Source organism: Aequorivita sublithincola DSM 14238 (genome assembly GCF_000265385.1).
Classification (GTDB): Bacteria; Bacteroidota; Bacteroidia; order Flavobacteriales; family Flavobacteriaceae; genus Aequorivita; species Aequorivita sublithincola.
The window spans coordinates 1,995,684-2,020,388 of record NC_018013.1 but is presented as its reverse complement, the minus strand read 5'-3'; the positions used below and the strand labels follow the sequence as shown (position 1 = coordinate 2,020,388).

Below are 24,705 nucleotides of genomic sequence, written 5' to 3'. Positions count from 1 at the left end.
TTTGTGATTCGTTGATTCGTTAATTCGTGATTTGTTTACTCGTGATTCGATTTTGGCTTATGATTTTCGGTTTGTCGAATCCCATATCCCGAATCCCGAATCCCGAATTTTATAATTTTTCCGCAATTCGAAGCTTGGCGCTTCGGGCGCGGTTATTTTGTTTTATTTCGCCTTTTGAAGGAATTATGAATTTTCCCACTGCTTTAAATGGAACTTCAAATCTTCCAAAAACATCTTTTTCGGGTTCGCCTTGAAACATTCCACTTCTTATGTATCTTTTCACCAATCGGTCTTCTAACGAGTGATAGCTTATCAAACAGATGCGTCCGCCTGGTTGCAAAACTTCGTTTGTTTGAAGCAAAAATTCTTTTAAAGCTTCCAATTCCTGATTCACTTCAATCCTGATTGCTTGATAAATCTGTGCAAGAATTTTATTTTCCTTGTGCGGTGGAAGAAACCTGCCAAGCACTTTTTTAAGTTGTTCGCTGGTTTTAATTTTACCATCTTGACGCGCTTCAACAATGATGCGAGCCATTGCGGCTGCATTTCGCAATTCACCATAATTTGAAAGAACATCTCGCAATTGCACTTCATCATATTTATTGACAACCGTGTATGCTGAAAAATTACTATCACGATTCATTCGCATATCTAAATCAGCCTCAAAACGGGTTGAGAAACCTCTTTCTGCAACATCAAACTGATGCGATGAAACTCCAAAATCACCCAAAATGCCATCAACCGTTTTATAGCCATGAAAGCGTAAAAACTTTTTGAGAAGCCTGAAATTCTGATTGATTAGTAGAAATCGCTCATCATCAATAGCGTTTTCCAGCGCATCCGTATCTTGGTCAAAAGCAATTAGTTTTCCGGTTGGACCTAAGTGCTTCAATATTTCTCGGGAATGGCCGCCACCGCCAAAAGTTACATCCACATAAACACCATCTGGCTTTATGTTTAGTCCTTGAACTGTTTCCTTCAGCAAAACTGGATTATGATATTCAGTTTCCATCATTACCCTTGTTTCCCATTACTTCTTCAGCCAAATCTGCAAAATCATTTGCAGCATCGTCAATCGCTTGTTCGTATTTATCCTTATCCCAGATTTCAACAATATTTATTGCTGAAGAAATTACCAATTCCTTGTTTATTCCTGCGAAAGAAAGCAGATCTTTCGGGATCAGTAAACGCCCTGTAGCGTCTAGCTCCACGGTTTTGACACCTGCCGTAAACCTTCTTATAAAATCATTGTTCTTTCTGTCGAAACGATTCAGCTCGCCCATTTTCTGCATTAGGTCATTCCACTCCTTCATTGGGTACATTTCCAGACATGGCTGAAACACCGCACGCTTAATCACAAATCCATCTGGTGCCGCCGAAGCCAATTGCTTTTTTAAAGGCGCAGGCACCATGACGCGTCCTTTTACGTCTGCTTTACATTCGTATGTGCCTATTAGATTGAGCATTGTGGAAATTTCCAGTTTGAATTTTGTTGATTCAAATATATATAACTTTTACCACTTTTTACCACATTCTACCACTTTGTTGATAAGTTCTACCACTTTGTAGATAACCCACAATTGAAATTGAAAAAACAAAGCCTGATTTTAAATAGACTGTATGAAATAATTTTGTTTACTTTTGTCTTTCTAAATTGCACCAATCAACGCATGTCCCATAACTTAAAGAAAGAAGGAAAGTTTTCATATTTAGAAATAGGTGAAGGCACCCCAATCGTAATCCTACATGGACTGATGGGTGGATTGAGCAATTTTGACGGAGTTGCAAATTTCTTTCCGCCGATAGGCTACAAAATTCTAATTCCTGAATTGCCAATTTATAAAATGACCTTACTACGCACGAACGTGAAGAATTTTGCAAAATACGTTTCGCAATTCATCGATCATTTGGGTTACGACGAAGTTATTTTACTGGGTAATTCATTGGGCGGACACATTGGTTTACTTTGCACAAAAATGTATCCTGAAAAAGTGAAAGCTTTAATCATCACAGGAAGTTCAGGCCTTTACGAAAGTGCAATGGGCGAAAGCTATCCAAAACGTGGTGATTACGAATACATTAAACAAAAAGCTGAGAACGTTTTTTACGATCCTGCTGTTGCTACAAAAGAAATTGTGGATGATGTTTATGAAACCGTAAACGACCGAAACAAATTAATCCGAACCCTTGCTATTGCCAAAAGCGCAATTAGGCACAATATGGCGAAGGATCTTCCTAAAATGCACACGCCAACCTGTATAATCTGGGGTAAAAACGACAATGTTACACCTCCCGAAGTTGCCGTAGAGTTTGATGAACTCTTACCAGATTCTGAACTTTTTTGGATTGACAAATGTGGCCACGCCGCAATGATGGAGCATCCAAATGAATTTAATAAACTGCTTAATTCTTGGTTGGAAAAGAGAAAATTTTAATTTAAAGTTTTCCCGACAATAAAAAGCATTGGTGGACTTGTCAAAAGGTATTCTTCGATATAACTTATAACTAAAAAAATGCACATTAAATCCTCGGAATTTTTGATGAGTAACAGTGATGTTACCAAATGTCCAAAAGACCGTTTACCGGAATACGCATTCATTGGCCGAAGCAACGTGGGGAAATCTTCCCTCATCAATATGTTGATGCTGCGTAAAAGCTTGGCAAAAACTTCAGGAAGACCTGGAAAAACACAACTTATCAATCACTTCATTATCAATAAAAGCTGGTATTTAGTAGATTTACCTGGGTATGGTTATGCTCGCGTTTCAAAAAGCAGCAAAAAGGTTTTTCAGAAATTTATCACCAATTATTTTGAAAAAAGAGAGCAAATGGTACTCGCCTTTGTTTTGGTAGATTGCCGCCACGAACCTCAACCAATCGACTTAGAGTTTATGGAATGGATGGGCGAAAGTGGAATTCCCTTCAATATAATTTTCACAAAAGCGGATAAGGAGAAACCCAAAGCTTTGGAAAGAAACATTGAAGTCTACACCAAAAAAATGCTAGAGACTTGGGAAGAAATGCCCCAATACTTTGTTACTTCCGCTAGCGAATCTACAGGACGGGATGAAGTTTTAAAATATATTAATAAACTTAATAGTTCAATTCAAGCTTCCGAATTCTAGTTTTATTTATCCCGCTTCAACTCTAACTTTTCAGCAAAATACTCACAAAAATCCCTCATGGTGTCGCTCATTTTGTCATCATTTGTAGCACGCTGAAACGTGTCTGCCATTGCGCTTAAGGTTTGGTGAAAGAAAATTTTCATCTCGTCAACCGGCATATCTTTTGTCCAAAGATCTATTCTTAGTGATTCTTTTTTCTTGCTGTCCCAAACTGAAAGCATTACTGCTTTGGATTCTTCGTTTGTAACGCCTCCATCTTCAGCTGTCCAGTGAATTTTTTCTGGAATTTTATTTTCGTCGATTGCAACTGTTAGGTTTATTTGTGAAGTATGTTTTACTGCCATTATTTCTTTGGTTTGTATTTTGAATTTTTAAATATTTCTTCTGCATCAGCAACCATCAATTGCTGAACGTCTGTGTCATTGTTTTCCATATAGGCGCGCACAATTTTCCAACCTAAATAACGCCCCAACATTCCTGGAGAGTCGTTGTCTATTTCAAGATAGAATTTTGAAAATGGCGCAGGACTTATAAATCGGGCACCAAGTTTTGGGTCTGTACTATAAAGCAATTCCTTCTCCACAAAATACCGCCACATATATTCTTCATTTTCTTCGGCCCATTGATATTCTTCTTCCGTATAACCTATTTTTTCTGCATCAGAAATGTTTGGAAGCCATAAATCTTTCAAATAAAGCTCCTTTCCGAAGTAAACAATTTGACCCAAAAACGAAGCTTTCGTCGGTGGCTTTATGTATTGTCGCGCATAGGTTTCCGCAATGTCTGGGCTTATTTGAGACGCCTTCATTTCCTTGGAAACATATTTATCTATCCCTTCATAAAAATGATGATCAGCTCCTAAATAGTTGTCCAAACCAATAATTAGCATATTATCTGCCAAGATCACTTTGTTGCGATAATCTACGTCTGAAGTTGTCGCGATTACAAGCGGAGTCTCAAAATTTGGAAAATAATATTTTATATGTTGAAAAAGCGGCACGATCACTTCATTCAACACTTCATCTTTTGAATATAGTTTTAACACTTCTTCTTCAAGCTGATCTTGAAGCGTATCCGTCAACTTTTCAACCCAGATACTGTCGTTGTACTGCTTTGGAAAGAATGCTGGAAATTCTGCTTTCAACTTCGGAAGATCTGATAGCGTAGCGTGTGCAAATTCTTTATCGAAACGAATAATTTCAACATCCATAGGAATTTTTTCAATCTCCTTCTCAACTTTGCTTTCGTTGTTGCAAGAAAAAAGAAAAACACTCAAAATAACCAATACCCAATACTTCATAGTAGAAAAAATGTTATAGTTGGTTAACGCCATTCCTTTTTATTAATTTTATCTTTAACAACTTTTGCGCGGCAAAGGTACTTGATTGTAGAAAGAGTTTAAAAGTTTAGGAGTTTAAAAGTTAAAAGTTTTTACCACCATCTCCTAAAGGTGAGAACAAAAGGCTCTCTTTAAGGCTGGGATTTAAACTAATAAGTCACAAAAAAATAGAAGAATCATGCAAACCGAAAAAGTTATAGATCACATAGTAAATTGGTTGAAAAATTACGCAGTAAACGCAAAAATGGACGGTTTTGTGGTAGGAATTAGCGGCGGAATCGATTCCGCAGTAACTTCTGCACTTTGTGCAAAAACAGGAATGCGGACACTTTGTGTAGAAATGCCCATTCATCAAGCGCCTAACCAAGTGACTCGTGGACGCGAGCACATTCAGTTTTTAAAGGAAAAATTTGCAAACGTAAGCAATACAGAAGTAAATCTAACTTCGGTCTTTGAACAATTTAAAACCGAAGTACCGCAAACCAGTAATGACACCAACCTTGATCTTTCCCTGGCCAACACACGCGCCAGATTGCGGATGACGACGATTTACTATTTTGCAGGCCTACATCGTTATTTGGTAGCGGGAACGGGTAACAAAATTGAGGATTTTGGCGTGGGTTTTTACACAAAATATGGTGACGGCGGTGTAGATTTAAGCCCCATTGCAGATTTAATGAAAAGTGAAGTTTACAAAATTGGCGAAGCACTGAACATTCCAGCTTCAATTATGAAGGCTGCACCAACGGACGGCTTGTTCGGGGATGATCGTTCTGACGAGGACCAACTTGGCGCAAGCTATGACGAACTGGAATGGGCTATGAAAATGGTCGAGGATGATAAAAGTAGCGCCGACTTTTCCGGAAGACAACAAGTGGTTTTCAATCTTTTCAATCGGTTAAATAAGGCCAATCAACACAAAATGAACCCTATTCCAGTTTGTGAGATTCCTAATGAAATCCTGTAAACCTGTTAGTTGCCGAATAATTTAACCATTCAACGAAAGGTTCATTATTCTTTTCTTTAAGATTTTATATTTTCAAAATGTAGTATTAATATTACTTGGTTTAAAAAGCACAGCCTTCGAAAATCTGTGATTTTTTAATTGAAAAGAATATATAATTTCAAAAAGATGACAAAAATTGTAATAGCAGATTATCATCCCATTATCAGAAAAGGAGCTGAAGTTTTGCTGAATAGTGTAAATGAATATTCCATAGTTGGAAGAGTATCACATGGTTCAGAATTGTCAAAATGTTTAAGAAAAGAACGCCCAGACATTTTGATTTTGGAGCTTAAGATTCCTGAAATTAATGGCTTTCAGGCTCTTCGTAATATGCGTGAAGAATTTCCATTTACAAAAATTGTTATTTTTTCATCACACTCAGAACAAATTTACGCACTTCGCTCCATAAAATCTGGTGCGTCTGGGTATATTCCAAAAACCGCTTCAGAAACTGTTTTTCTTGAAGCTATAAAATGTATTGCTTTAGGAAAAGTGTTTTTAACAAAAGAAATTGAGGCTACACTTAAAAATAAATCTGTTAACAAAAACAGCATTCAAGAGCGATATAAAAAACTATCAACTAGGGAGATTGAAGTACTCAACCTACTTTCCACCGGAAAGCGCAACAAAGACATAGCCACACTTTTAGAAATAAACGAAAAAACTGTGAGTACTTATAAAACACGGCTGTTGAAAAAATTGAATGTTACAAATTTGGCAGAAATGATTCACCAAGCTCGGATTTTTCAGTTTAATTAATTTAAAGCACCCTATTCAATTTATTGGAAAGCACCTTTTTAAGACTAATGTAATCCACAATTTCCTGTAATCCAGACTCTTTTTCAGGATTATCTTCTTGCTTCATAACTTCGGAAAGTTCAGATATTTTTTGGGAAACCAGGTGACGGCGCAGATTTAGTATGGTTTCGCTAACCATTTGAGCAATGGTTAGTTCTTTTTTCTTCACATAAATTTCCTTACGCTCCCAATCACTGAGTGAATATCGTTCTTCCTCCATCAAAAAATTGGTAACGGCAGAAGCCATTTCAGGATTCAATTCAGTAACGAAAGTCTCTGCTTTTGCTTCTGGATTTTGGTTGAAACGGTTAACTACTTCAAAATATAAATCTTTGAATTCGGGATTCATAAATTCAATTTCATCTTCCTGCAAATCGAGATAAATTTTTTCAAAAACACGCGATTTATGTATTTCTGGCTTTAAAATGATTTCTCCTTTTTCGTCCGTTTCCATAATTAATTCCTCAAAATCTTCTTCAACATCGCCATAAAGCAGCAACAACTGAATTATTTTTTGTTCTAACTGAAACTGAACATCAACCTTTTCAATCTTTTTTTCTGAAGAAATAACTTCAAAAGCTTCCTGCGGAACTTCAGCTCTTTTTGAAGCGTCTTTTTGCTCCTTCCGAAGAACCTGTGCAAGGGTATTGAAAAGCACTTGTTCCGAAATATCCATAATTCGAGAACACTCCTTTATATATACTTCGCGCTTTATAACATCAGGAATCTTCGCGATGCTGTTAACCATATCGTGAATGGTCTCGCTCTTTTTTATCGGGTCATTTTTTGCATCCTTAGCGAGTAACGAAGCTTTAAAAGTGATGAAATCCTTGGCGTTTTCTTCTAAATAAAGCGTGAGTTCTTCCAACGAATTTTTACGGGAAAAACTGTCTGGATCTTCTCCTTCGGGAAAAGTGCAGATTTTTACGTTCATTCCCTGTTCCAAAATCAGGTCGATACCGCGAAGTGATGCTCGCAAACCAGCTGTATCACCGTCAAAAAGAACGGTTATGTTTTTTGTCAGCCTATTTACAAGACGAATCTGTTCTGAAGTTAAAGCCGTTCCCGATGAAGAAACGACGTTGTGTATTCCTGTTTGATGAAACTGAATAACGTCTGTATAACCTTCAACCAAGTAGCAATTATCTTCCTTGGCGATGCTTTGTTTGGCGTGAAAGATTCCGTAAAGCACTTTGCTTTTATGGTAAATATCGCTTTCAGGAGAGTTGAGATATTTCGCAGCTTTTTTATCTGAAGTCAAAATTCTTCCTCCAAAACCAAGCGTGCGACCGCTCATACTTACTATTGGGAACATAACTCTTCCCTTAAAACGGTCGAATTGTTTTTCTTCTTTTACAATTGAAAGACCCGTTTTCTCAAGGAATTCAAGTTTATAGCCTTTTTTTATAGCGTGACTTGTAAAAGCATCCCAAGAATCGGGCGAATAACCAAGGTCAAATTTTTTGATGGTTTCATCTGTAAAACCCCTTTCTTTGAAGTAGGATAGCCCGATGGCTTTGCCTTCTTCCGTTTTTAATAATGTGGTATGAAAATATTCCTTTGCGAATTCGCTGACCAAATACAAGCTTTCACGTTCGTTGGCTTGTTCTTTATCTTCGGAAGTCTGTTCAGTTTCTTCAATTTCAATTCCGTACTTTTTCGCTAGAAATTTAATGGCTTCGGGATAGGTAAAATGTTCGTGTTCCATTAAAAATGAAACCACGGTCCCGCCTTTTCCACTACTGAAATCCTTCCAAATTTGTTTCACAGGACTAACCATAAAGCTTGGCGAACGCTCGTCAGTAAAAGGGCTGAGGCCTTTGTAGTTGGTTCCAGATTTTTTTAGTTGTACAAAATCGCCGATAACCTCCTCTACTCTGGCGGTTTCAAAAATTTTGTCTATGGTTATTCTGGAAATCAAGTTAATTGAAAAATGTTAAAATTAATTGGGCGTAGCTTGGCGGTAAAAATAGCAATATATAAAAAGAAACCTGCACTAATTTTAATAATCCGTGCAGGTTAAATAAACAATCGAATCATGAATTCGTTTTGGCTATTCCAAATCAAGTCTTAGACCCAATGAAATGTTTTGTTGATCCACTGGGTTGTTTTTAAAAATGGTATTTAGGTCATATTTTACATAGAGTGAGGTCGCTCCCCAACCCACATAACCACTTAGTCCATAAATAAAATTGTTGGTATTGTAGTCTGCTTTTATTTTTTGATTTTGAGTTTCGCCATTTTCTTTAAATCGCAGTTTTTGACGGGTACTGAGATTAATACCTGCATATCCACCTAGACCTAATTTGAAATGATCGTCGTTGGAATATCTTATAGACTCATCTTTCTCTGTTTTTCGTGAAGGTCCGATTTCAAATTGAATTGGCACAACAAGATTGTCCATTCTAAATTTTGATTTGTCTAATTTTAGTGGATAGGTTTGAAGCTCGGTTTGTTCGCCTGTATCTGTATAAAAACGATTGTCAGTGGGCTTCAATCCATTAAACTGAAAAGAAACACCATACTTAACTCGTAACCAATTTGTGTTTTTAAAAACTCTAGTTTTCCACGTCCAACCTAATTCTGCGAAGCGACTGCCTGCAACTTTGAAATCTGAGTCCTGCAAAGATTCTCCCTCTGTAATTGCATTATTTAGACCGAAGGCAAAGACAAAACCCGTGGTAGTTCTGCGGTCATACTTTATATCTTCCTTTTCGGAACCACGGTTCACCTGGATTCCAAAGATTCGATTATTATCGGCATCTTCATTGCCTATACCGAGACTAATGCTTGTTCCCCTAATTTTGGTAGAATCTATTCCATTCCTATTTATTAAAGCCAATTGATTATCCACAATAGCAATTCTATTCTCGATGTTTTTGGCGTGTTTTTCTGCTGCTGCTTTTTTTAGTGTTTCGGCTTCGGTTTCCGTGATTGTTTTGTTTTGGAGGCGAGTGTTTATGCTTTCAACTTCTACTTTTAAAGCATCTTTTTCCTCCTGAATTAATTTTTGTTTTGATGAATTGAGTTGTTCAATTTCTGCTTTTGTCCAATCATAGCGTTCCTGTGAATAGCTGTAATTGGTAACTAAAAGCCAAATAGTGAAGGCTGCGGATAGTGTAATTAATGATTTCATAATTGTTCGATTTTTGATTATTGATGATGAATGTTTGTACTAATAATAAATTGTTTTAAACTCTAAACTCTGAACTCGGAACTTTGAATTCTGAACATTGAATATTTCTAATCGTTCCTTTCAATAACAGCAGTTCTGATTTTAATAAAACCTTCGCCCAAAGCGTCGAAGACTTTGTCTCTAAAACTTTTTTCCAGCTCCCATTCTACGTCTTGAAGCAGTGCTGTGGCATCTACTTTTGTGCTGCTCAGGATTCGTTGGGTTTGCATGTCGAGGCGAGCGTTGTTTAATAAGGCTTCTACTTCGGCAGTGGTGACTTCTGTGTTGTTTTCCTGAATTTTTTTTACGGAAGCCACAACTTCTTCCACTTTTGTATTGAAGTGTTTTTCTTCTTCTGAAAGAATTAATTTCTCTTTCTCAATTTCATTTTCCTTTTCATTTTCTGAAACATTAGCAACCATTTCAGATTTTTGAATCTTTTTATCTACTTCAGATTTTTTCTGCGGAAGTGGTTTTAGTGTATTTGAATTTGTCTTTAGCTTATCCTTTTCTTTAGGTTTTATAGTTTCAACTTTTTCTGAAATGCTCTCTTGGGAAACAATTTCTTCGTCTTTAGAATTATTCGGAATTACTTCAAGTTGCTTTTCAGAATTTTGCTGTTCAACAGTTTCATTTACTATTTGATTGCTCACTTCAGAAGTATTTCTATTGAAGAAAATGGAGGCCAGAATTAAAAAGCCTACAAAGCTTGCGGCCATATAATACCACAACACAGGTTTCTTTTTTGGCTTTGCTGCGTCCAATTTTGCTTCTAGTTTTTCCCAAGCGTCTGATGAAGGTTTTAGCTCCCTCGCTTCCAGCTTTTCGCGAATGTTATCTTCTAATTTATAAGGTGCCATAACTTAAATTGTTTTGTTGTTTAACCATATTTTGAAGCATTTTTCGTGCTTTAAAAAGTTGTGTTTTTGAAGTGCTTTCACTTATTTGCAAGAGTTCTGCAATTTCGCTGTGTTTGTAACCTTCCACCGCATAAAGCACAAAAACCGTTTTGTAACCGTCGGGCAGACTGTCTATCATTTTTTGAATTTCAGCTGTTTCAAGTTCGGTTTCAATGTAGGTGGAATGTTGCGTTGTATTTTCAATTTCTTTTTCTGAAACAAAATTTAGTTTTTTGTCTTTCCGAAGTTGTGAAATACTTTCATTCACCATAATTCTGCGAATCCAACCTTCAAAACTGCCTTCATTTTTGAAGTCTTTTAAATGCGTAAACATTTTTAGGAAACCGGAAAGCATTACTTCTTCAGCTAAATCATTATTCTTTAAATACTGCCTACAAACACCAAGCATTTTTGGTGAAAACATTTCGAATAATTGATGCTGCGCACGACGGTCGTCTTTGGACGCTTTCGCAATCAACTTAGAATAGTTTTTATGTAAGAGTATAATTTTCAAAATAAGCTTCGCTGTTAAAAGCTTCTATTTTAATAGACGCAGGTTTATTAAAAATAGTTGTCTGAGGTTTGAAAAAAGTTTCTTGTTTCTTGTTTCAGGTTTTTAGTTGTAGGTCAAAATTTTAAAGCAACGACCTCCAAATCAACGAATCCCGAATTAACGAATTTACTTTTTTCTATCAATAACATAATTAACCATCAACTCCAGCGATTCTTTGTAGGGCGAAGCTGGATAGGTTCCTAGAAGTTGAAGGGCTTCTTGTTGAAATTCCTTCATTTTTGCAACGGCATAATCTAGACCGCCGTTTTCTTTTACGAAAGTAATGACTTCCTTGACGCGTTTTTTGTCCCTATTGTGGTTCTTAACCGAATTGATAAGCCATTTTTTTTCTTCGGAAGTAGCATTATTTAAGGCATATATTAAAGGTAGCGTCATTTTTTGCTCCTTAATATCTATACCTGTGGGTTTACCGATATGTTCGTTACCGTAATCGAAAAGATCATCTTTAATTTGAAAAGCTGTACCTATAAGTTCACCAAACTTGCGCATTTTTTCTACTTCTTCATCTGGTGCCATTATGGAGCGGGCGCCCATTGCGCAACAAGCAGCTATTAAAGTTGCGGTTTTTTGACGGATTATTTCGAAATAAACTTCTTCAGTTATATCTAGTTTTCGGGCTTTTTCAATTTGAAGTAATTCACCCTCGCTCATTTCGCGAACGGCGACGGAAATTATTTTTAGCAAATCAAAATCGTCGTTGTCAATGGAAAGTAGCAATCCTTTTGAAAGTAAATAATCGCCAACAAGAACGGCGATCTTATTTTTCCAAAGTGCATTTATGGAGAAGAAACCACGACGACGGTTGCTATCGTCCACCACATCGTCGTGCACTAAAGTTGCGGTATGTATAAGTTCGATTACGGAAGCTCCGCGATAAGTACGTTCGTTCACCTCTCCATTTCCGGTCATTTTCGCAATTAGAAAAACGAACATAGGCCGCATCTGCTTTCCTTTTCGGTTTACTACATAATGGGTGATTCGGTTTAGGAGGGACACTTTTGAAGACATGGAAGCAGTGAACTTTTTTTCAAAAAGCTCCATTTCGGTTTCAATGGGAAGTTTGATGCGTGAAACTATCTTCATAAAGGATCAAAGATAGTTAAAATGGATGACGGTTTTACTCCACATAAGCCGTAGAATAGATTGTTCTTTAGGTTAAGAAAATTGATTTAACAAAATTTTATTAAAACCAATAATTACGCCGAATATAACAAAGCTAAAAAACGAGCTTAGAATAATTGAATTGCATAGAAAGACTGTTAATATAAATAGAGAAAATTCATTATTTGAGCAATAATATCAGAATGCTTTAAAAGATGTTAAAACCTTTCAAAAGGGCTGTAAACGTTGAGGCAACCTATATTTTTGAAAAAATTATTTTAACCCCCTAATAAATATTTACAATGAAAAAAATTACATTAATGGCCGCATTATTTGCTGGCTTTGCTATGACTGCACAGACAACCTTCTTTTCAGACGATTTCAATGATGAAGATGTTTCAGATTGGACCCTTTATGATGAAGATGGTGATGGAAACTCTTGGGCTGACATATTTGAAGTTACTGACACAGATGGAAATCCAGTTACACCAGTTTCTTTAATTTCTAGATCTTGGCAATCTTTTCCACTAACTCCAGATAACTGGATTGTTTCTCCAGCAATTGATTTGACAACTGCTAATGGAGACGTTCAATTAACTTGGAAAGTTCAGGCTGCAGCGGCTGAATGGGACAATGAAAATTATAGTGTATACGTTGCGACAAGCAGCGATCTTGCTGATTTAGAATCTGCAACTGTTACTTTTACTGAAGTTTATGATGATCCAAATGATGAAGGAACTCAATATGAGCGTTCATTAGATCTTTCAAGCTTGGCTGGAGAGACTGTTTATTTAGCTTTCAGACACCATGATGTTACAGATAAAGATTTCCTTTCTATTGATGATGTAATGGTTACTGGTGTTTTAGCTGTTGGAACAAACGAATTTAAAGGCTTCAAATACTCTGTTGCAAACAACCAATTAAGTCTTTCTGCTAACACTTCAATTGAAAAAGTTGCTATCTACAATATGTTAGGTCAGCAAGTAGTTTCACAAAAACTATCTAGCGATAACGAAACTGTAAATCTTTCTGGATTGCAATCTGGAGTTTACATTGCTACAGTTTCTATTAATGGAGCAAGCAAATCTTTTAAAATTGTAAAGAACTAATTTACGTTTTATATTGAATTGAAAAGAGCGGCTTTTGGCCGCTCTTTTTATTGTTTATTTGCCAACTGTCCGCAGGCGGCATCAATGTCTTTACCTCTGCTTCGGCGCACGGTTACTGGAATTCTGTAGTGTTCTAAGGCTTCAATGTAATCATCAATTATTTCTGAAGATGCTTGCTGAAAATGGCCCTCGTCTATTGGATTGTATTCAATAATATTTACTTTGCAAGGCACATATTTACAGAAAGTAACGAGCGCTTCAATGTCTTCCCACTTATCATTTATGTCTTTCCAAACAATATATTCATAGGTTATTTTTCGATTGGTTTTTTCATACCAATACTCCAACGACTCACGTAAATCTGGTAATGTAAAATTTTTGGCGAATGGCATAATCTGCTCACGCGTTTCTTGAATGGCGGAATGTAATGAAACGGCAAGATTGAATTTTACTTCATCATCAGCCAACTTTTTTATCATCTTTGGAACACCAGAAGTTGAAACTACAATACGTTTTGGAGACATTCCCAAACCTTCATCAGACGTTATTTTCTCGATGGATTCCAGCACGTTTTTGTAGTTCATTAATGGTTCGCCCATTCCCATAAATACAATGTTTGAAAGGGGTTTATCGTGATACAAACGGCTTTCTTTATCTATGGTTACTACTTGGTCATAAATTTCATCTGGATTTAAGTTTCGCATTCTTTTTAAGCGAGCAGTTGCACAGAAAGAACAATCCAGACTACAACCAACTTGTGAGGAAACGCAAGCCGTGGTCCTCTTTTTAGTAGGAATTAAAACCGATTCAACAATTAAACCGTCAAACAGTTTTACAGCATTTTTAATAGTACCGTCATTACTTTTTTGAATTTGATCTACCTTAATATGGTTGATTACGAAGTTTTCATTTAGATGCTCACGGGTTTCTTTTGAAAGGTTGGTCATTTCATCAAAACTATGACTGCCTTTGCTCCATAACCATTCATAAACTTGCGTTCCGCGGAAAGCTTTGTCGCCAATGCTAACAAAAAAACTTCTAAGTTCTTCTTTTGAAAGCGCGCGTATGTCCTTTTTTTCTGAAACCATTTTGCAAAATTACTCTATTTAAAGCAAAAAGCCCCTTTCTTTTCAGAATAGAGGCTTAACACATAATATAGAATTATGGTTTATCTTTTAATAATTATCTTTTTCGTAATAGAATCCTTGCTGTCTTCATCCATAAGATAAAGCAGGTAAACCCCATCCGAAAGATTGTCCACAGCAATCGTATTCATTGTGTTGGACAAAGATCCCGAACGAATCCGTTGACCCATTACGTTGGAAAACACATACGATAAATGTGGATAACGGTTGTTCATAACAGTTATCATTGTACTTGCAGGATTAGGATAAATTTTAAGATCGCCTATAAATTCAAATTCCTGTGTATTCAATAAGTTTTGAATTGTTTCAACAGTAGTATGTCCCGTGCCTGTTGGATCCAACCATTCTTTTAAACTTGTTTCTGGGGTGTTTTCACCATCCCAAGAAACGCCAAACCTTCCGTAAATATCGTAATCGCCATTGTTTTCTATACCAGTGCAAGCAGATTGTCCGGCATATAATTGGCCAATAAGCCTTCCGTTTTGATCAAAAAGAGGCGATCCTGAAGAACCGCTTTCGGTGGTACCAATTTCCCAACCTTCGCCAGGTCCGTGAGTTCCACCGCCAATTAGCCACACTTGAGTTCCGTTAGCATCAACCTTTTGTGCGCCAGAATCATCGCGGCATATTTTCATTATATCGCCATTTGGGTGGTGTATTCCCACTTCATACTGCGGATCGGTATCTGTATTATCCCAACCTGCGAAAGCCACATCCCAAGAGTTGGGAATTGGGTTTAAAAGTTCAACTAGCGCGAAATCACTCACACTACTATTTGCCCTTAGCTTTGCACCACTAACTGTAAAGTTTGTCTGCAAATTGCCACTATCGCCACCCGTAGCGCAAACTGGCGTTGGGCTAACCCAATTGAACCTTACCGACCAAAGTGCAGGATTACTATTATCCAAACAATGATTTGCAGTTAGCAAATAAGGAGTTTTATCGTTAATCGCATTGTTGGTCAGCGCTGCGGAACACAAATGTCCATTCCCCAAATTGAGTAGAGCAACAGCCTTTTTGACCAAATCTTTCTTTGAATCAAAATCGTTACCTATTGGGCAATTAACATCGTAATTACAGGCCCCAGAATCATTTAAACCTCGGTTGTCATCATAAAGTATATTTATCTTCCCCATTCTATAACCGTGAATAACGCTGTTAATTTCAAGTCTTGGTGAATCTTGCACTCTTGGTGGTTGGTAATATTCTATCCAAATAATATCACCTTCCACAAACCAAGTACCTAGTTGCTTCTCGTCTCGGTTTTCAGAGCTAGTGAAAGTTGAAATTATATCGGTATGGTCATTATTATATAGTTGAAGTCGCGAACCCATTGGCAAAAAGACATCATCAAAATTGATACTTAAATTTAAAGCTCCAGAAGATTGTATGGTTGTTTGCCAGATTTTTCCGCCGTCAGGCAAAACTGTCCAAAGTCCGCCATTTTGCATATCAAGACTTAATGGAATTTCTATTCCATAACGCCAAGGCATTGTTTTGTCTAAATCATTAATACTGTCTTGTTGGGTTACATTCTGAAAGTCTATTGCTGGCAGACGAACAATACTGGGCACTATTTCTAAATTGAGATCCCAACTTTCAGGCAAATCACCTCCACCACCTTGCGGAAAGGCGGTAAAAATGGTAAAAAATAAAATGAAGAAAAGCGTAGTTTTTTTCATTCTTGCCAACAGTTAGTTTTTTATAAGGTTGACTAAGGTAATTTTTTATTTTGACATTTGAAAATCAAATGCTTATAAAAAATTTGACGTAAGAAAAAAAAGAGATAAGCTTTAGGGCTAAAAGAGTTAAAAACAAAGAATATTTTGTCTTATCGCCCTAAGTCATTCGAATTTAAACCAAAAAAAAAATCCTGATTTGCATCAGGATTTTTAGTTTTTAAGTCCATTTACTTAGATAATCAACATGGCGTCGCCATACGTGTAAAAATTATATTTTTCTTTAATAGCTTCGGCATAAGCTTCCTTTATAAAATCATGACCTGCAAAGGCTGAAACCATCATCAACAATGTAGATTTTGGAGTGTGGAAGTTCGTAATCATCGCATTTGCAATACTGAAATCATAGGGAGGGAAAATAAATTTATTCGTCCAACCAGCATATGCATTTAAGGTATGGTTTGAGGAAACTGAACTTTCCACAGCGCGCATTGCAGTAGTTCCAACTGCGCAAACACGTTTTTTTCTTTTAATCCCTGTATTTATAATATCTACGGCATCTTGAAGGATAGCCATTTCTTCAGAATCCATTTTGTGTTTTGAAAGATCTTCCACTTCAACAGAGCTAAAAGTTCCCAAACCAACGTGAAGTGTAACTTCAGCAATATTTACTCCTTTAATTTCAAGACGCTTTAAAAGGTGTTTTGAAAAGTGTAAACCCGCGGTTGGCGCAGCCACAGCTCCTTCATTTTTAGCGAAAATAGTTTGGTAACGCTCTGCATCTTCTGGCTCTACTTCCCTTTTTATATATTTTGGAAGTGGCGTTTCACCAAGTTCTGTCAATTTATTGCGGAATTCTTCATAAGAACCATCAAAAAGAAAACGAAGTGTTCTTCCTCTGGAAGTTGTATTGTCTATAACTTCTGCCACAAGAGTTTCGTCATCGCCGAAATACAACTTGTTACCAATTCTAATTTTTCGTGCTGGATCTACCAAAACGTCCCAAAGACGGGTTTCAGGGTTCAATTCTCTCAAAAGAAAAACTTCTATTCTGGCACCGGTTTTTTCCTTATTTCCAAACAAACGTGCTGGAAAAACCTTGGTATTGTTGGTTATTAAAACATCATCTTCTTCAAAATAATCAATAATGTCCTTGAATGTTTTATGTTCAATAGTTTTATCTTTTCTGTTTAGCACCATCAAGCGAGATTCATCGCGGTTTGGAGCTGGATATTCGGCCAATAATTCCTCTGGAAGGTTAAAGCTGAAATTTGAAAGTTTCATTCCCATAATTCGTCGTGTCTTTAGTATTTTAAAAGGGTGCAAATATACGACCGTGAAACAGGCGATGTCAAGTAAATAGCGGTTTATTATTTAGAAATGTTTAACGATGCAAGGCAGGTGCTCGATGACGGATGCTTGCTGGGTACTGATTTTGGAAAAAATTAGACTTTTAACCCTAAACTGTAAACTTTTAAACACATATACTCTTAAACATCAAAATTCATTAACTCTAAACCAACTCCCGTTTTCTGAATATCGTTCCAAAAGTTCGGGTATGATTTTGAAACAACCTCTGCATTGTTAATTGTAAGATTCGTTTTTAAAGAAAGTGGCGCAAATGCCATTGCCATTCTATGATCTTGGTAAGTTTCAATGGTTATGTTTGAATTGATTTTTGAAGATTTCTCAAGGTTTAACGAACTTTCATCAACTTGAATTGTAGCTCCTAATTTCTCCAATTCATTCTTTAAAGCCAGAAGTCTATCGGTTTCTTTAATTTTTAAAGTGTGAAGACCAGTGAGTTTGCAACTAATGCCCAACCCAAAACAAGTTACGGCGATTGTTTGTGCCAAATCTGGAGTGTTTGATAAGTCTAGAATTAAAGAATCTGGCAATTCCGTGTTCTTTTTTGAAAGAGAAATTGTTCTATTTGAAGCATCAAAAACAGTTCGCACACCCAAAGAGTCATAAATCTGAACAAGTGCTGCGTCACCTTGTAAGCTATCTTTTGAAAAACTACTGAGTGCTATTTCAAAATTTTTCTTTTCACCAGACAATGCCACCAAACTATAAAAATAAGAGGCCGAACTCCAGTCTGATTCTATAACCAAAGAAGTTTTCTCAATTTTTTCTACTGAAGCAATAGAGATTTCATTATTACTGAAACTTCCTTTAATTCCGATACTTTTTAGAAGTGAAAGCGTCATTTCAATATATGGAATTGAAGTAGTTTTTCCTTCCAACGAAATTTTTAAACCTTTCGGAAGCATTGGTGCTACCAGCATTAACGCAGAAATGTATTGGCTACTAACGTTAGCCTCAATTTTCACTTCACTTTTCTGAAGTGATTTTCCTATGATTTTTAACGGCGGAAAGTCTTCGTTTTTAAGGTATTCAATTTCCGCTCCAAGACTTTTTAAAGCATCTACCAAAATTCCAATTGGGCGTTCCTGCATTCGCTGACTTCCGGTTAGGATTATTTCTGCTCCATCTTTTGCAGCGAAATAGGCAGTGAGAAAACGCATTGCGGTTCCTGCGTGATGCACATCCACAATTCCTTTTGTAGTTTTTAAACCTTCTTGTAAAACTTTGGTGTCGTCGCTTTCGGAAAGGTTTTCTATTGAAATACTTGGAAATTGCGCCTGTAGAATCAACATTCTATTCGATTCACTTTTGGAACCGCTGATGTTGATTTCTATGTTTTTACTTGGAAAATTTTCGCGTTTAAGAATGGCTTTCATCTCCTTGATTCTTTCTCCTTAAGCTTCGCACGAAACTTTCCGAAGGTTACAAAAAAGCCATAAACGAAGCCTGCAAGAAGTAAAGTAAGCATAAACATCCACGGATTTCTTTCTGTGAAATATTCTAGATCAAAACCTTCAATCGCCCATTTAACTAATGCAAAAAGTACGGCAAATGTTACTGCGAGAGAAATTACCGATTTCCAAAAACCTTTCGTGTTTATTACTTTTTTGAACATTTATTTCAGTTTTTCGTTTCCATGATGTCTGTCGTGGTCGCGTTTGGTTTTAAGGTCTAATTTTTTATTGAAAGCTTCTTCAAGATCAATCCCTGTTTGGTTGGCCAGGCAGAGTATTACAAAAATAACATCTGCAAGCTCTTCGCCCAAATCTTTATTTTTGTCGCTTTCTTTTTCGCTTTGTTCGCCGTAGCGACGAGCTATTATTCTGGCTACTTCGCCTACTTCCTCCGTAAGTTGGGCCATATTGGTCAGTTCATTAAAGTAGCGAACTCCGTGTTCCTGTATCCAAGCATCAACTGCTTTTTGTGCGTTTTTGATTTCCATTATGCCTTTGAAAGTACAACTTTTTCGTTTTCTTTCGCAATTAAAAGCTCGTAGAATTTTTTAAGATTCGGGTATTCTTCAGCAGCTATAAAAGATTTGTTCATCGCGAATTCCACGGAAAGCTGCAGTTTGTTGCCAACTTGCGAAATAAGGTAACGGTAACTGCCAGTGTTTTCGCCTAGATTGAAAGCCGCGTTTTCTGGTAATGATTCCACGATATAACCTTCAGGCAACACAATGTTAATTATGTAGCGGTCCTTTATTGGATATCCGTAATCTATAGGATATTGACGAGTTTCAGACTTGAAGGGAGTTTCTTTTGTAGCCATAAAAACCATTGGCGAAAAGTATAATTTTCCTGCTACATCTTCAACTACATCCAGCGCTTCAAAATCATATTCTAAAGAAACTGGCTCACCAAGAGTATTCATATTTTCAAATTTACAATTTGAAAGTTCTGCTTGGTTGCTGTTTTTTTCAAGTTCTTTACGTTGGGCATCTTCGTTCATACTTTTAAATTCAGAGCGGTATTTGAAAGCATAGTTGCCCGTGAATCTATTTTTGGACTTTCCAGAAACTGACATGTCTGGTTTTATTTCAGCATTTACCATCGCACTTTTTACGGCGGGCACGATGGAGCTCAAAGAAACCCAACCTGAAGTGCCGTCTTTCTTAATAACGCGACCTTGCCAATTTAGAATGCTAGATTTCAAAACGCCAATATCGGCATCTTTATTGGTTGCATCCAGCAATAAAGTTCCTTGTGGTAAATTTACGCCTGCAATTACGTAATTGAAACCGTTGCGAGTAGGAAACAACGGAATTCCGTGTGATTTTGTACTAACCAAAACTGGATTGGCGTCCAGCTTTGCGTGACGAAGCATTGCCACTAACATCAAGTTTATATCTGCTACATTTCCAGAGCCTTTTTTATAGGCTGTTTTAACGCCTTCATTGGTATAAAAACCGCGATAGCCGTTCCAATTCATCTTATTCAAAACAAAATAGAAGATAGCGCCAATCTTTTCCTCTGGCGTGGTTAGGCCGCTTAAAATATTGTCTATGTCTTTCTCAAAATAGTTGTTTCGTTCCAGCTCAGCACCAAATTCAGTTACTCGGTAAATACTTTTTGAAACGTCTTCCCAATCGGTGGCGTAGGTTTTCAATGGTACTCCAGGAATGTCTATATAGCTCATCTCAAATTGTAGAGCGGTTGTGTAGTTATTCAAATTACCTACAAAAGCTTCCTCTTTTAAGGCCGGAACGTTTTCCAGTTCTACGGTATATGAATCTTCTTTAAATTTTATTTCCCTAGTTTCTACCTTTGGAACTTCTTTTCCAAAAGTTCTGGTATCCATCTGTTCTGTTTGCCTAAAACTCATTAATCTTTCTCTTGAATAAGTCTCAACCTTGTATGGAACCCACCCTCTTTGATGTGTTTTATAAATGAAATATTCTGGAGTTTTAAAAAGCACACTCACTTTATCTACCGGAATGGTTTCTTGAAATCTAAATTCATCAATATTAAAGATGAAAGGCGAATTGATTGTGTACTTATATTCAATAACACAACCTTCGCGAACGTCTGGCATTGTGATTTTTGTTTGCGTTAAATATTTTGAAGACTCTTCCTCAAAAATACCATCGCTTTTAAGTTTCACTTCTTCCACTTTTCCGTCTGCATTCAGATAATAGGTGTACCCTTTCAGACCGATTAGTTTGTCCGCTTTATCTCCTTTATATAAATCAATAGTAGCATTTGCGCGATCAAAACCTTCTTTGGTGTAAATTTTTACACGTTCAAAATAATCCGTTACCATATACCAACCCGAGTCTTCTGTATATTGAAATTCAGTTTTAATTTCTCGGTAAAGTATCGCAGCTTCTGCCGTTGGGTCTGTTGGGTGTTCCTTTTGAAGGATTTCTTCTTTAGAAACTTTTCCGAATTTATAATTTTGCGCAACGGAAATATTTAGAAAGCATAAAACCGTAATTGCAGTGAGTATAGCTGTTTTCATTGAGTTAAGTAATTTATTGTAAATTTTGTTTTAAAAGTATTTTTGTTTTATCAAGCCGTGCGATAGACCTTAAAAAGTCGCGAAAGTTTTCATATTCTTCTGGCGGATATTCGCCTTTGTCCATTCTTAGTTTTCTGGTGTATGTCAATTTGTTTTCAGAAATTTTGCTGAAGGCTATTTCATATTTTCCAAATTTGGTTTCCAAAACGGTTGGTTCTGGCAAGGTTTCTACGGAAAAATTTTCTGGAATTTCAACTTCAACAGTGTCAAAATCTACATAACCATAATCCAAATAAAGGTTTTGTTTTCTACTTTCAATTCGCGGTGGAATGTGACGGCTTTGGTTGAAAATATTGGCGCAGAACAAAAAATCTTTACCAACTGGATTTGCGTATTTTGGGATGATTACACCTACTTTTTCAGTAAAAATTATATTTTCACGATCATTGTTGAATTCAAAATTACTCAATGAAAAACCATTGATATAGCTCCAACGGTTTTTGTAGAATTCATCCACATCATCCTGTTTTTTCTTCGGAAGTAGATATTTATCGTCGTATTGAAGTCCTTCGGAAATGCTTTCAAAAGCTGCCGTCACATTGCCCTGAGCATCCACCATTGCTTTTATAGTGTTTTTTTGGGTGCTTTCTTCAGTTTTATAAATTTTGGTATGGGCAATCTTTCCACCTTCAGGAGTCATTATTAAAACATCACGATCATCAGTAAAATCACCAATGTAGCCATAAGGTGTATCTTGACTTGTACATTCTAGCCAAGTTATTTCATCACCATCAGGGATTCCAAGAATAACGTGGTTTCCTTGTAGAGAAGTGAAGTCTGAAATTATATCCCTTTCCGAAGAACCGCCATATAAAACTGTATAGTAGGACGGCACGCCCACAATGTCCAACAAAGATTTTGTGTAGTTTGTCAAGGCTTTGCAATCGCCATAACTCAGTTTATCCACATCTGTTGCGAGCATTGGTTTCCAGCCACCAATCCCTATTTGAATGCTGATGTAGCGCACTTTATCTTGCACAAATTGGTAAATTTTTCGCGCTTTTCCTTCGTTTGTAGTTTCGTGGGCAACGAGACTTTTCACTCTTGCTATAGTGCCTTCGGGAAGTTCATTTACGTCTGTAAGCAAACTTTTATTCATCCAACTTCCAAATTCATGCCAGTCCGTGCCAGATCCTGAAGTTCCCTTCAGTTTAAATAAATTGAGCGCTACCGTTATATTTGGAAGAATATTATCTCTTGACGGACTGTGTTCTTCGTAGCGGATTGCTTTTAGGTTATTTGCCGAAAAGGTAATTTCTTCGGGCGTTTCAGAAATACTAATGTCGTAACCATCCAAGTTTTTAGACTTATACTTTGGTTTGTTTGCAGGATCAAATTTTATTTTGAAAATACTCTTTTGAGTGCTTTCCGCATAACCGCCAAGTGGGTACCAAGGACTGATGAAAGCAGAATCGCCGGTTTCGGTTTCACTTTCAAAAACAACGATATAAGGATAGGTTGTAGGTGTATAATTTAAGTATAGCGCTCTGGAATCTACATACATATTATTTCCCGTACGACTCACATCTACAAAATCTTTCTTTTTGAAATGTTCCATTTCTTTGCCCAGAGCGTTGTAAATCCAGACTTCAACATTTTTTACGCGAGAATTGGTGTCATAATACTCATATAGGTTGGCGTCACCATCGCCCATTTTGTTGAGAACCGCCAAAACGCGGCGGGTTTTGGTCTTTAATTTATTGATATCAGTCACGTCAACTTCAACCAATTCGTCAATAAGAATACTGTTTGAATAATCCTTCAGCTCCAAGTTTACAGCGGCTAAGGAGTAGTCCTTTTGAGAAAATAAATGTGCAGAGCAAAGTAGAAGTGCGAAACAAATAATCCGTGTCATGAAATCCGTTTAATGCTTGTCAATATATAAAATTTCTGAAAGGTTAAAAAAAAGTTAAAGAAATTATTCTCTTCTTTTTGAATCTATCCAAATTGTGACCGGTCCATCGTTGATTAAAGCCACATCCATCATTGCGCCAAAGCTTCCAGTTTTTACTTTTTTATTCGTTTCAATTTCAAGTTGAAGTATGAATTTTTCATAAAGTGGAATCGCAATTTCGGGTTTAGCTGCGTTTATGAAAGATGGACGGTTTCCCTTTTTTGTATTTGCATGTAGTGTGAATTGACTAACCACCAAGCAATCTCAATCAACATCCTGAACCGAAAGATTCATAGAATCGTTTTCATCTGAAAAAATTCGTAAACGCGCAATTTTTCCTGTTAACCAGTTGATGTCTTCGTGGTTATCTTCTTCTTCAATTCCTAATAAAATGAGCAACCCTTGATCAATTTCAGAAAAAATCTTATCTTCAATGGTTACGGAAGCTTTTTTTACTCTTTGAATTAAAACGCGCATAATAGGAATATTGGATTACTGCAAACTACTACTGGCTACTGAATACTTATTTCTCATAAATGTCTTTTCTAAAATGTTCATCTTCTCCTTCCAAAATTTGCAAATAACTTTTGTAGCGAGTCCAAGAAATTTCTTCTTCTTCCAAGGCATTTTTAATAGCGCAATGTGGTTCTTCCAAATGCAAACAATTATTGAATTTACAGTTTTCTTTCAGTTTGAAAAACTCTGGAAAATAAGCACCTAACTCTTCTTTATCAATTTCCACCACACCGAAACCTTTAATTCCAGGTGTGTCTATTATTTGTCCGCCAAAAGAAAGATCAAACATCTCAGCAAAAGTTGTGGTGTGCTGGCCTTGAAGATGCTGATTGGAAATTTTTGAGGTTTTTAAGCTCAAGCCGGGTTCGATTGTGTTAATTAAGGTAGATTTCCCAACGCCGCTGTGACCAGAAAACATAGTCACTTTATCCTGCATCAACGCTTTCACTTTATCAATATTTTTCCCTGTGATTGCTGAAATACCAATACAGTCGTACCCAATCTTTCTATAAAGTGCGGCTAGAAATTTTATTTCCAGCAATTCGTCTTCGTTGTAAGTATCAATTTTATTGAAAAGAAGTACTGCTTTTATGTGATATGCTTCCGCAGTAACCAAAAAACGGTCTATAAATGTTGTGAATGTTGGCGGATTATTCAGCGTTATCAATAAAAAAGCAACGTCAATATTTGCAGCGATAATGTGGGTTTGCTTTGAAAGGTTTACTGATTTTCGGATGATGTAATTGTCTCGTTCGTCAATATGTTTAATAACTCCTACAGTCTCATCGCCTTTCTTTTCAATATCAAAATCTACGTGATCGCCTACTGCTACTGGATTTGTACTTTTTATTCCACTCATACGGAATTTACCTTTAATACGACAATCGTAAAAAGTTCCATTTTCTGCCTTTACAGAATACCAGCTTCCTGTGGATTTATAGACTAGGCCTTTCATGC

The 24,705-nt window shown here is 36.6% G+C and carries 23 protein-coding genes and 1 pseudogene; 5 read left to right on the top strand and 19 right to left on the bottom strand.

Translation table 11 applies throughout. The features are described from left to right. Window positions 1-109: 109 nt before the first annotated feature. Together rsmH and mraZ are read right to left on the bottom strand one after the other, a co-directional pair. Window positions 110-1,015 (bottom strand): 16S rRNA (cytosine(1402)-N(4))-methyltransferase RsmH, encoded by a 906-nt coding sequence (rsmH, locus tag AEQSU_RS09270; protein ID WP_014782603.1) that lies wholly within the window; start codon window positions 1,013-1,015, stop codon window positions 110-112. Then, window positions 1,002-1,466, bottom strand: a complete 465-nt coding sequence (gene mraZ, locus AEQSU_RS09265; protein ID WP_014782602.1) for a division/cell wall cluster transcriptional repressor MraZ — start codon at window positions 1,464-1,466, stop codon at window positions 1,002-1,004. The genes rsmH and mraZ overlap by 14 nt, the downstream gene beginning before the upstream one ends. 204 nt (window positions 1,467-1,670) lie before the next feature. Here mraZ and AEQSU_RS09260 point away from each other — a divergent pair, with 204 nt between their 5' ends. After that, on the top strand, window positions 1,671-2,435 hold the full coding sequence (locus AEQSU_RS09260) for an alpha/beta fold hydrolase (RefSeq protein ID WP_014782601.1): 765 nt from the start codon (window positions 1,671-1,673) through the stop codon (window positions 2,433-2,435). A gap of 78 nt (window positions 2,436-2,513) precedes the next feature. Then, complete coding sequence (gene yihA, locus AEQSU_RS09255) at window positions 2,514-3,125, top strand: ribosome biogenesis GTP-binding protein YihA/YsxC (RefSeq protein ID WP_014782600.1); 612 nt, start codon at window positions 2,514-2,516, stop codon at window positions 3,123-3,125. Window positions 3,126-3,127: 2 nt separating this feature from the next. Here the strand turns inward: yihA and gldC are convergent, their stop codons facing one another. Beyond that, window positions 3,128-3,469: a gliding motility protein GldC gene (gldC, locus tag AEQSU_RS09250; RefSeq protein WP_014782599.1), complete on the bottom strand. Its 342-nt coding sequence runs from the start codon at window positions 3,467-3,469 to the stop codon at window positions 3,128-3,130. Beyond that, window positions 3,469-4,425, bottom strand: coding sequence for a gliding motility lipoprotein GldB (gldB, locus tag AEQSU_RS09245; RefSeq protein ID WP_157429268.1), 957 nt, complete (start codon window positions 4,423-4,425; stop codon window positions 3,469-3,471). The genes gldC and gldB overlap by 1 nt, the downstream gene beginning before the upstream one ends. Before the next feature lie 217 nt (window positions 4,426-4,642). Between gldB and nadE the strand changes: the two genes are divergently transcribed. Both nadE and AEQSU_RS09235 read left to right on the top strand, forming a co-directional pair. Next, on the top strand, window positions 4,643-5,431 hold the full coding sequence (nadE, locus tag AEQSU_RS09240; protein ID WP_014782597.1) for an NAD(+) synthase: 789 nt from the start codon (window positions 4,643-4,645) through the stop codon (window positions 5,429-5,431). Between the two features lie 165 nt (window positions 5,432-5,596). Continuing rightward, a complete protein-coding gene (locus AEQSU_RS09235) occupies window positions 5,597-6,229 on the top strand; it encodes a response regulator (RefSeq protein ID WP_014782596.1) in 633 nt (210 codons plus the stop codon). Window position 6,230: 1 nt separating this feature from the next. On the opposite strand, the gene dnaG is transcribed toward AEQSU_RS09235, so the two are convergent. The 5 genes from dnaG to AEQSU_RS09210 all read right to left on the bottom strand — a co-directional run bounded on the left by dnaG (window position 6,231) and on the right by AEQSU_RS09210 (window position 11,999). Beyond that, window positions 6,231-8,189, bottom strand: a complete 1,959-nt coding sequence (gene dnaG, locus AEQSU_RS09230; protein WP_014782595.1) for a DNA primase — start codon at window positions 8,187-8,189, stop codon at window positions 6,231-6,233. Between the two features lie 132 nt (window positions 8,190-8,321). Further along, complete coding sequence (locus AEQSU_RS09225) at window positions 8,322-9,404, bottom strand: hypothetical protein (protein WP_014782594.1); 1,083 nt, start codon at window positions 9,402-9,404, stop codon at window positions 8,322-8,324. 107 nt (window positions 9,405-9,511) lie between these two features. Further along, window positions 9,512-10,303, bottom strand: coding sequence for a hypothetical protein (locus tag AEQSU_RS09220; RefSeq protein ID WP_014782593.1), 792 nt, complete (start codon window positions 10,301-10,303; stop codon window positions 9,512-9,514). Continuing rightward, entirely contained in the window at window positions 10,290-10,856 is a 567-nt protein-coding gene (locus AEQSU_RS09215) for an RNA polymerase sigma factor (RefSeq protein WP_014782592.1), read from the bottom strand. Before AEQSU_RS09215 ends, AEQSU_RS09220 begins: the two co-directional genes overlap by 14 nt. A 165-nt stretch (window positions 10,857-11,021) precedes the next feature. Then, window positions 11,022-11,999: a polyprenyl synthetase family protein gene (locus AEQSU_RS09210; protein ID WP_014782591.1), complete on the bottom strand. Its 978-nt coding sequence runs from the start codon at window positions 11,997-11,999 to the stop codon at window positions 11,022-11,024. A 320-nt stretch (window positions 12,000-12,319) separates the two neighbouring features. On the opposite strand from AEQSU_RS09210, the gene AEQSU_RS09205 reads away from it, so the two are divergent. Beyond that, window positions 12,320-13,126, top strand: a complete 807-nt coding sequence (locus AEQSU_RS09205; RefSeq protein ID WP_014782590.1) for a T9SS-dependent choice-of-anchor J family protein — start codon at window positions 12,320-12,322, stop codon at window positions 13,124-13,126. Between the two features lie 47 nt (window positions 13,127-13,173). Here AEQSU_RS09205 and rlmN read toward each other — a convergent pair whose 3' ends face one another. The 10 genes and pseudogenes from rlmN to rsgA form a co-directional block, all read right to left on the bottom strand. Then, complete coding sequence (rlmN, locus tag AEQSU_RS09200; RefSeq protein WP_014782589.1) at window positions 13,174-14,214, bottom strand: dual-specificity RNA methyltransferase RlmN; 1,041 nt, start codon at window positions 14,212-14,214, stop codon at window positions 13,174-13,176. An 80-nt stretch (window positions 14,215-14,294) separates the two neighbouring features. Further along, the gene (locus AEQSU_RS09195) at window positions 14,295-15,953 is read right to left on the bottom strand and encodes a T9SS type A sorting domain-containing protein (RefSeq protein ID WP_014782588.1); all 1,659 of its coding nucleotides are present in this window, start codon (window positions 15,951-15,953) and stop codon (window positions 14,295-14,297) included. A gap of 231 nt (window positions 15,954-16,184) precedes the next feature. Next, complete coding sequence (gene queA, locus AEQSU_RS09190; RefSeq protein ID WP_042492422.1) at window positions 16,185-17,234, bottom strand: tRNA preQ1(34) S-adenosylmethionine ribosyltransferase-isomerase QueA; 1,050 nt, start codon at window positions 17,232-17,234, stop codon at window positions 16,185-16,187. A gap of 206 nt (window positions 17,235-17,440) precedes the next feature. Continuing rightward, window positions 17,441-18,694, bottom strand: coding sequence for a 3-phosphoshikimate 1-carboxyvinyltransferase (locus AEQSU_RS09185; RefSeq protein ID WP_014782586.1), 1,254 nt, complete (start codon window positions 18,692-18,694; stop codon window positions 17,441-17,443). Then, window positions 18,691-18,933 (bottom strand): hypothetical protein, encoded by a 243-nt coding sequence (locus tag AEQSU_RS09180; protein ID WP_014782585.1) that lies wholly within the window; start codon window positions 18,931-18,933, stop codon window positions 18,691-18,693. Before AEQSU_RS09180 ends, AEQSU_RS09185 begins: the two co-directional genes overlap by 4 nt. Continuing rightward, window positions 18,934-19,260, bottom strand: coding sequence for a nucleotide pyrophosphohydrolase (locus AEQSU_RS09175; protein ID WP_014782584.1), 327 nt, complete (start codon window positions 19,258-19,260; stop codon window positions 18,934-18,936). It lies immediately after the preceding gene. Beyond that, window positions 19,260-21,278 (bottom strand): transglutaminase domain-containing protein, encoded by a 2,019-nt coding sequence (locus AEQSU_RS09170; protein WP_014782583.1) that lies wholly within the window; start codon window positions 21,276-21,278, stop codon window positions 19,260-19,262. Before AEQSU_RS09170 ends, AEQSU_RS09175 begins: the two co-directional genes overlap by 1 nt. A gap of 13 nt (window positions 21,279-21,291) precedes the next feature. Beyond that, entirely contained in the window at window positions 21,292-23,193 is a 1,902-nt protein-coding gene (locus tag AEQSU_RS09165; protein WP_014782582.1) for a DUF3857 domain-containing protein, read from the bottom strand. Window positions 23,194-23,256: 63 nt separating this feature from the next. Beyond that, window positions 23,257-23,709: pseudogene (gene dtd, locus AEQSU_RS09160) on the bottom strand (D-aminoacyl-tRNA deacylase). 46 nt (window positions 23,710-23,755) lie between these two features. Next, complete coding sequence (gene rsgA, locus AEQSU_RS09155; protein WP_042491856.1) at window positions 23,756-24,703, bottom strand: ribosome small subunit-dependent GTPase A; 948 nt, start codon at window positions 24,701-24,703, stop codon at window positions 23,756-23,758. Between the last annotated feature and the right edge of the window lie 2 nt (window positions 24,704-24,705).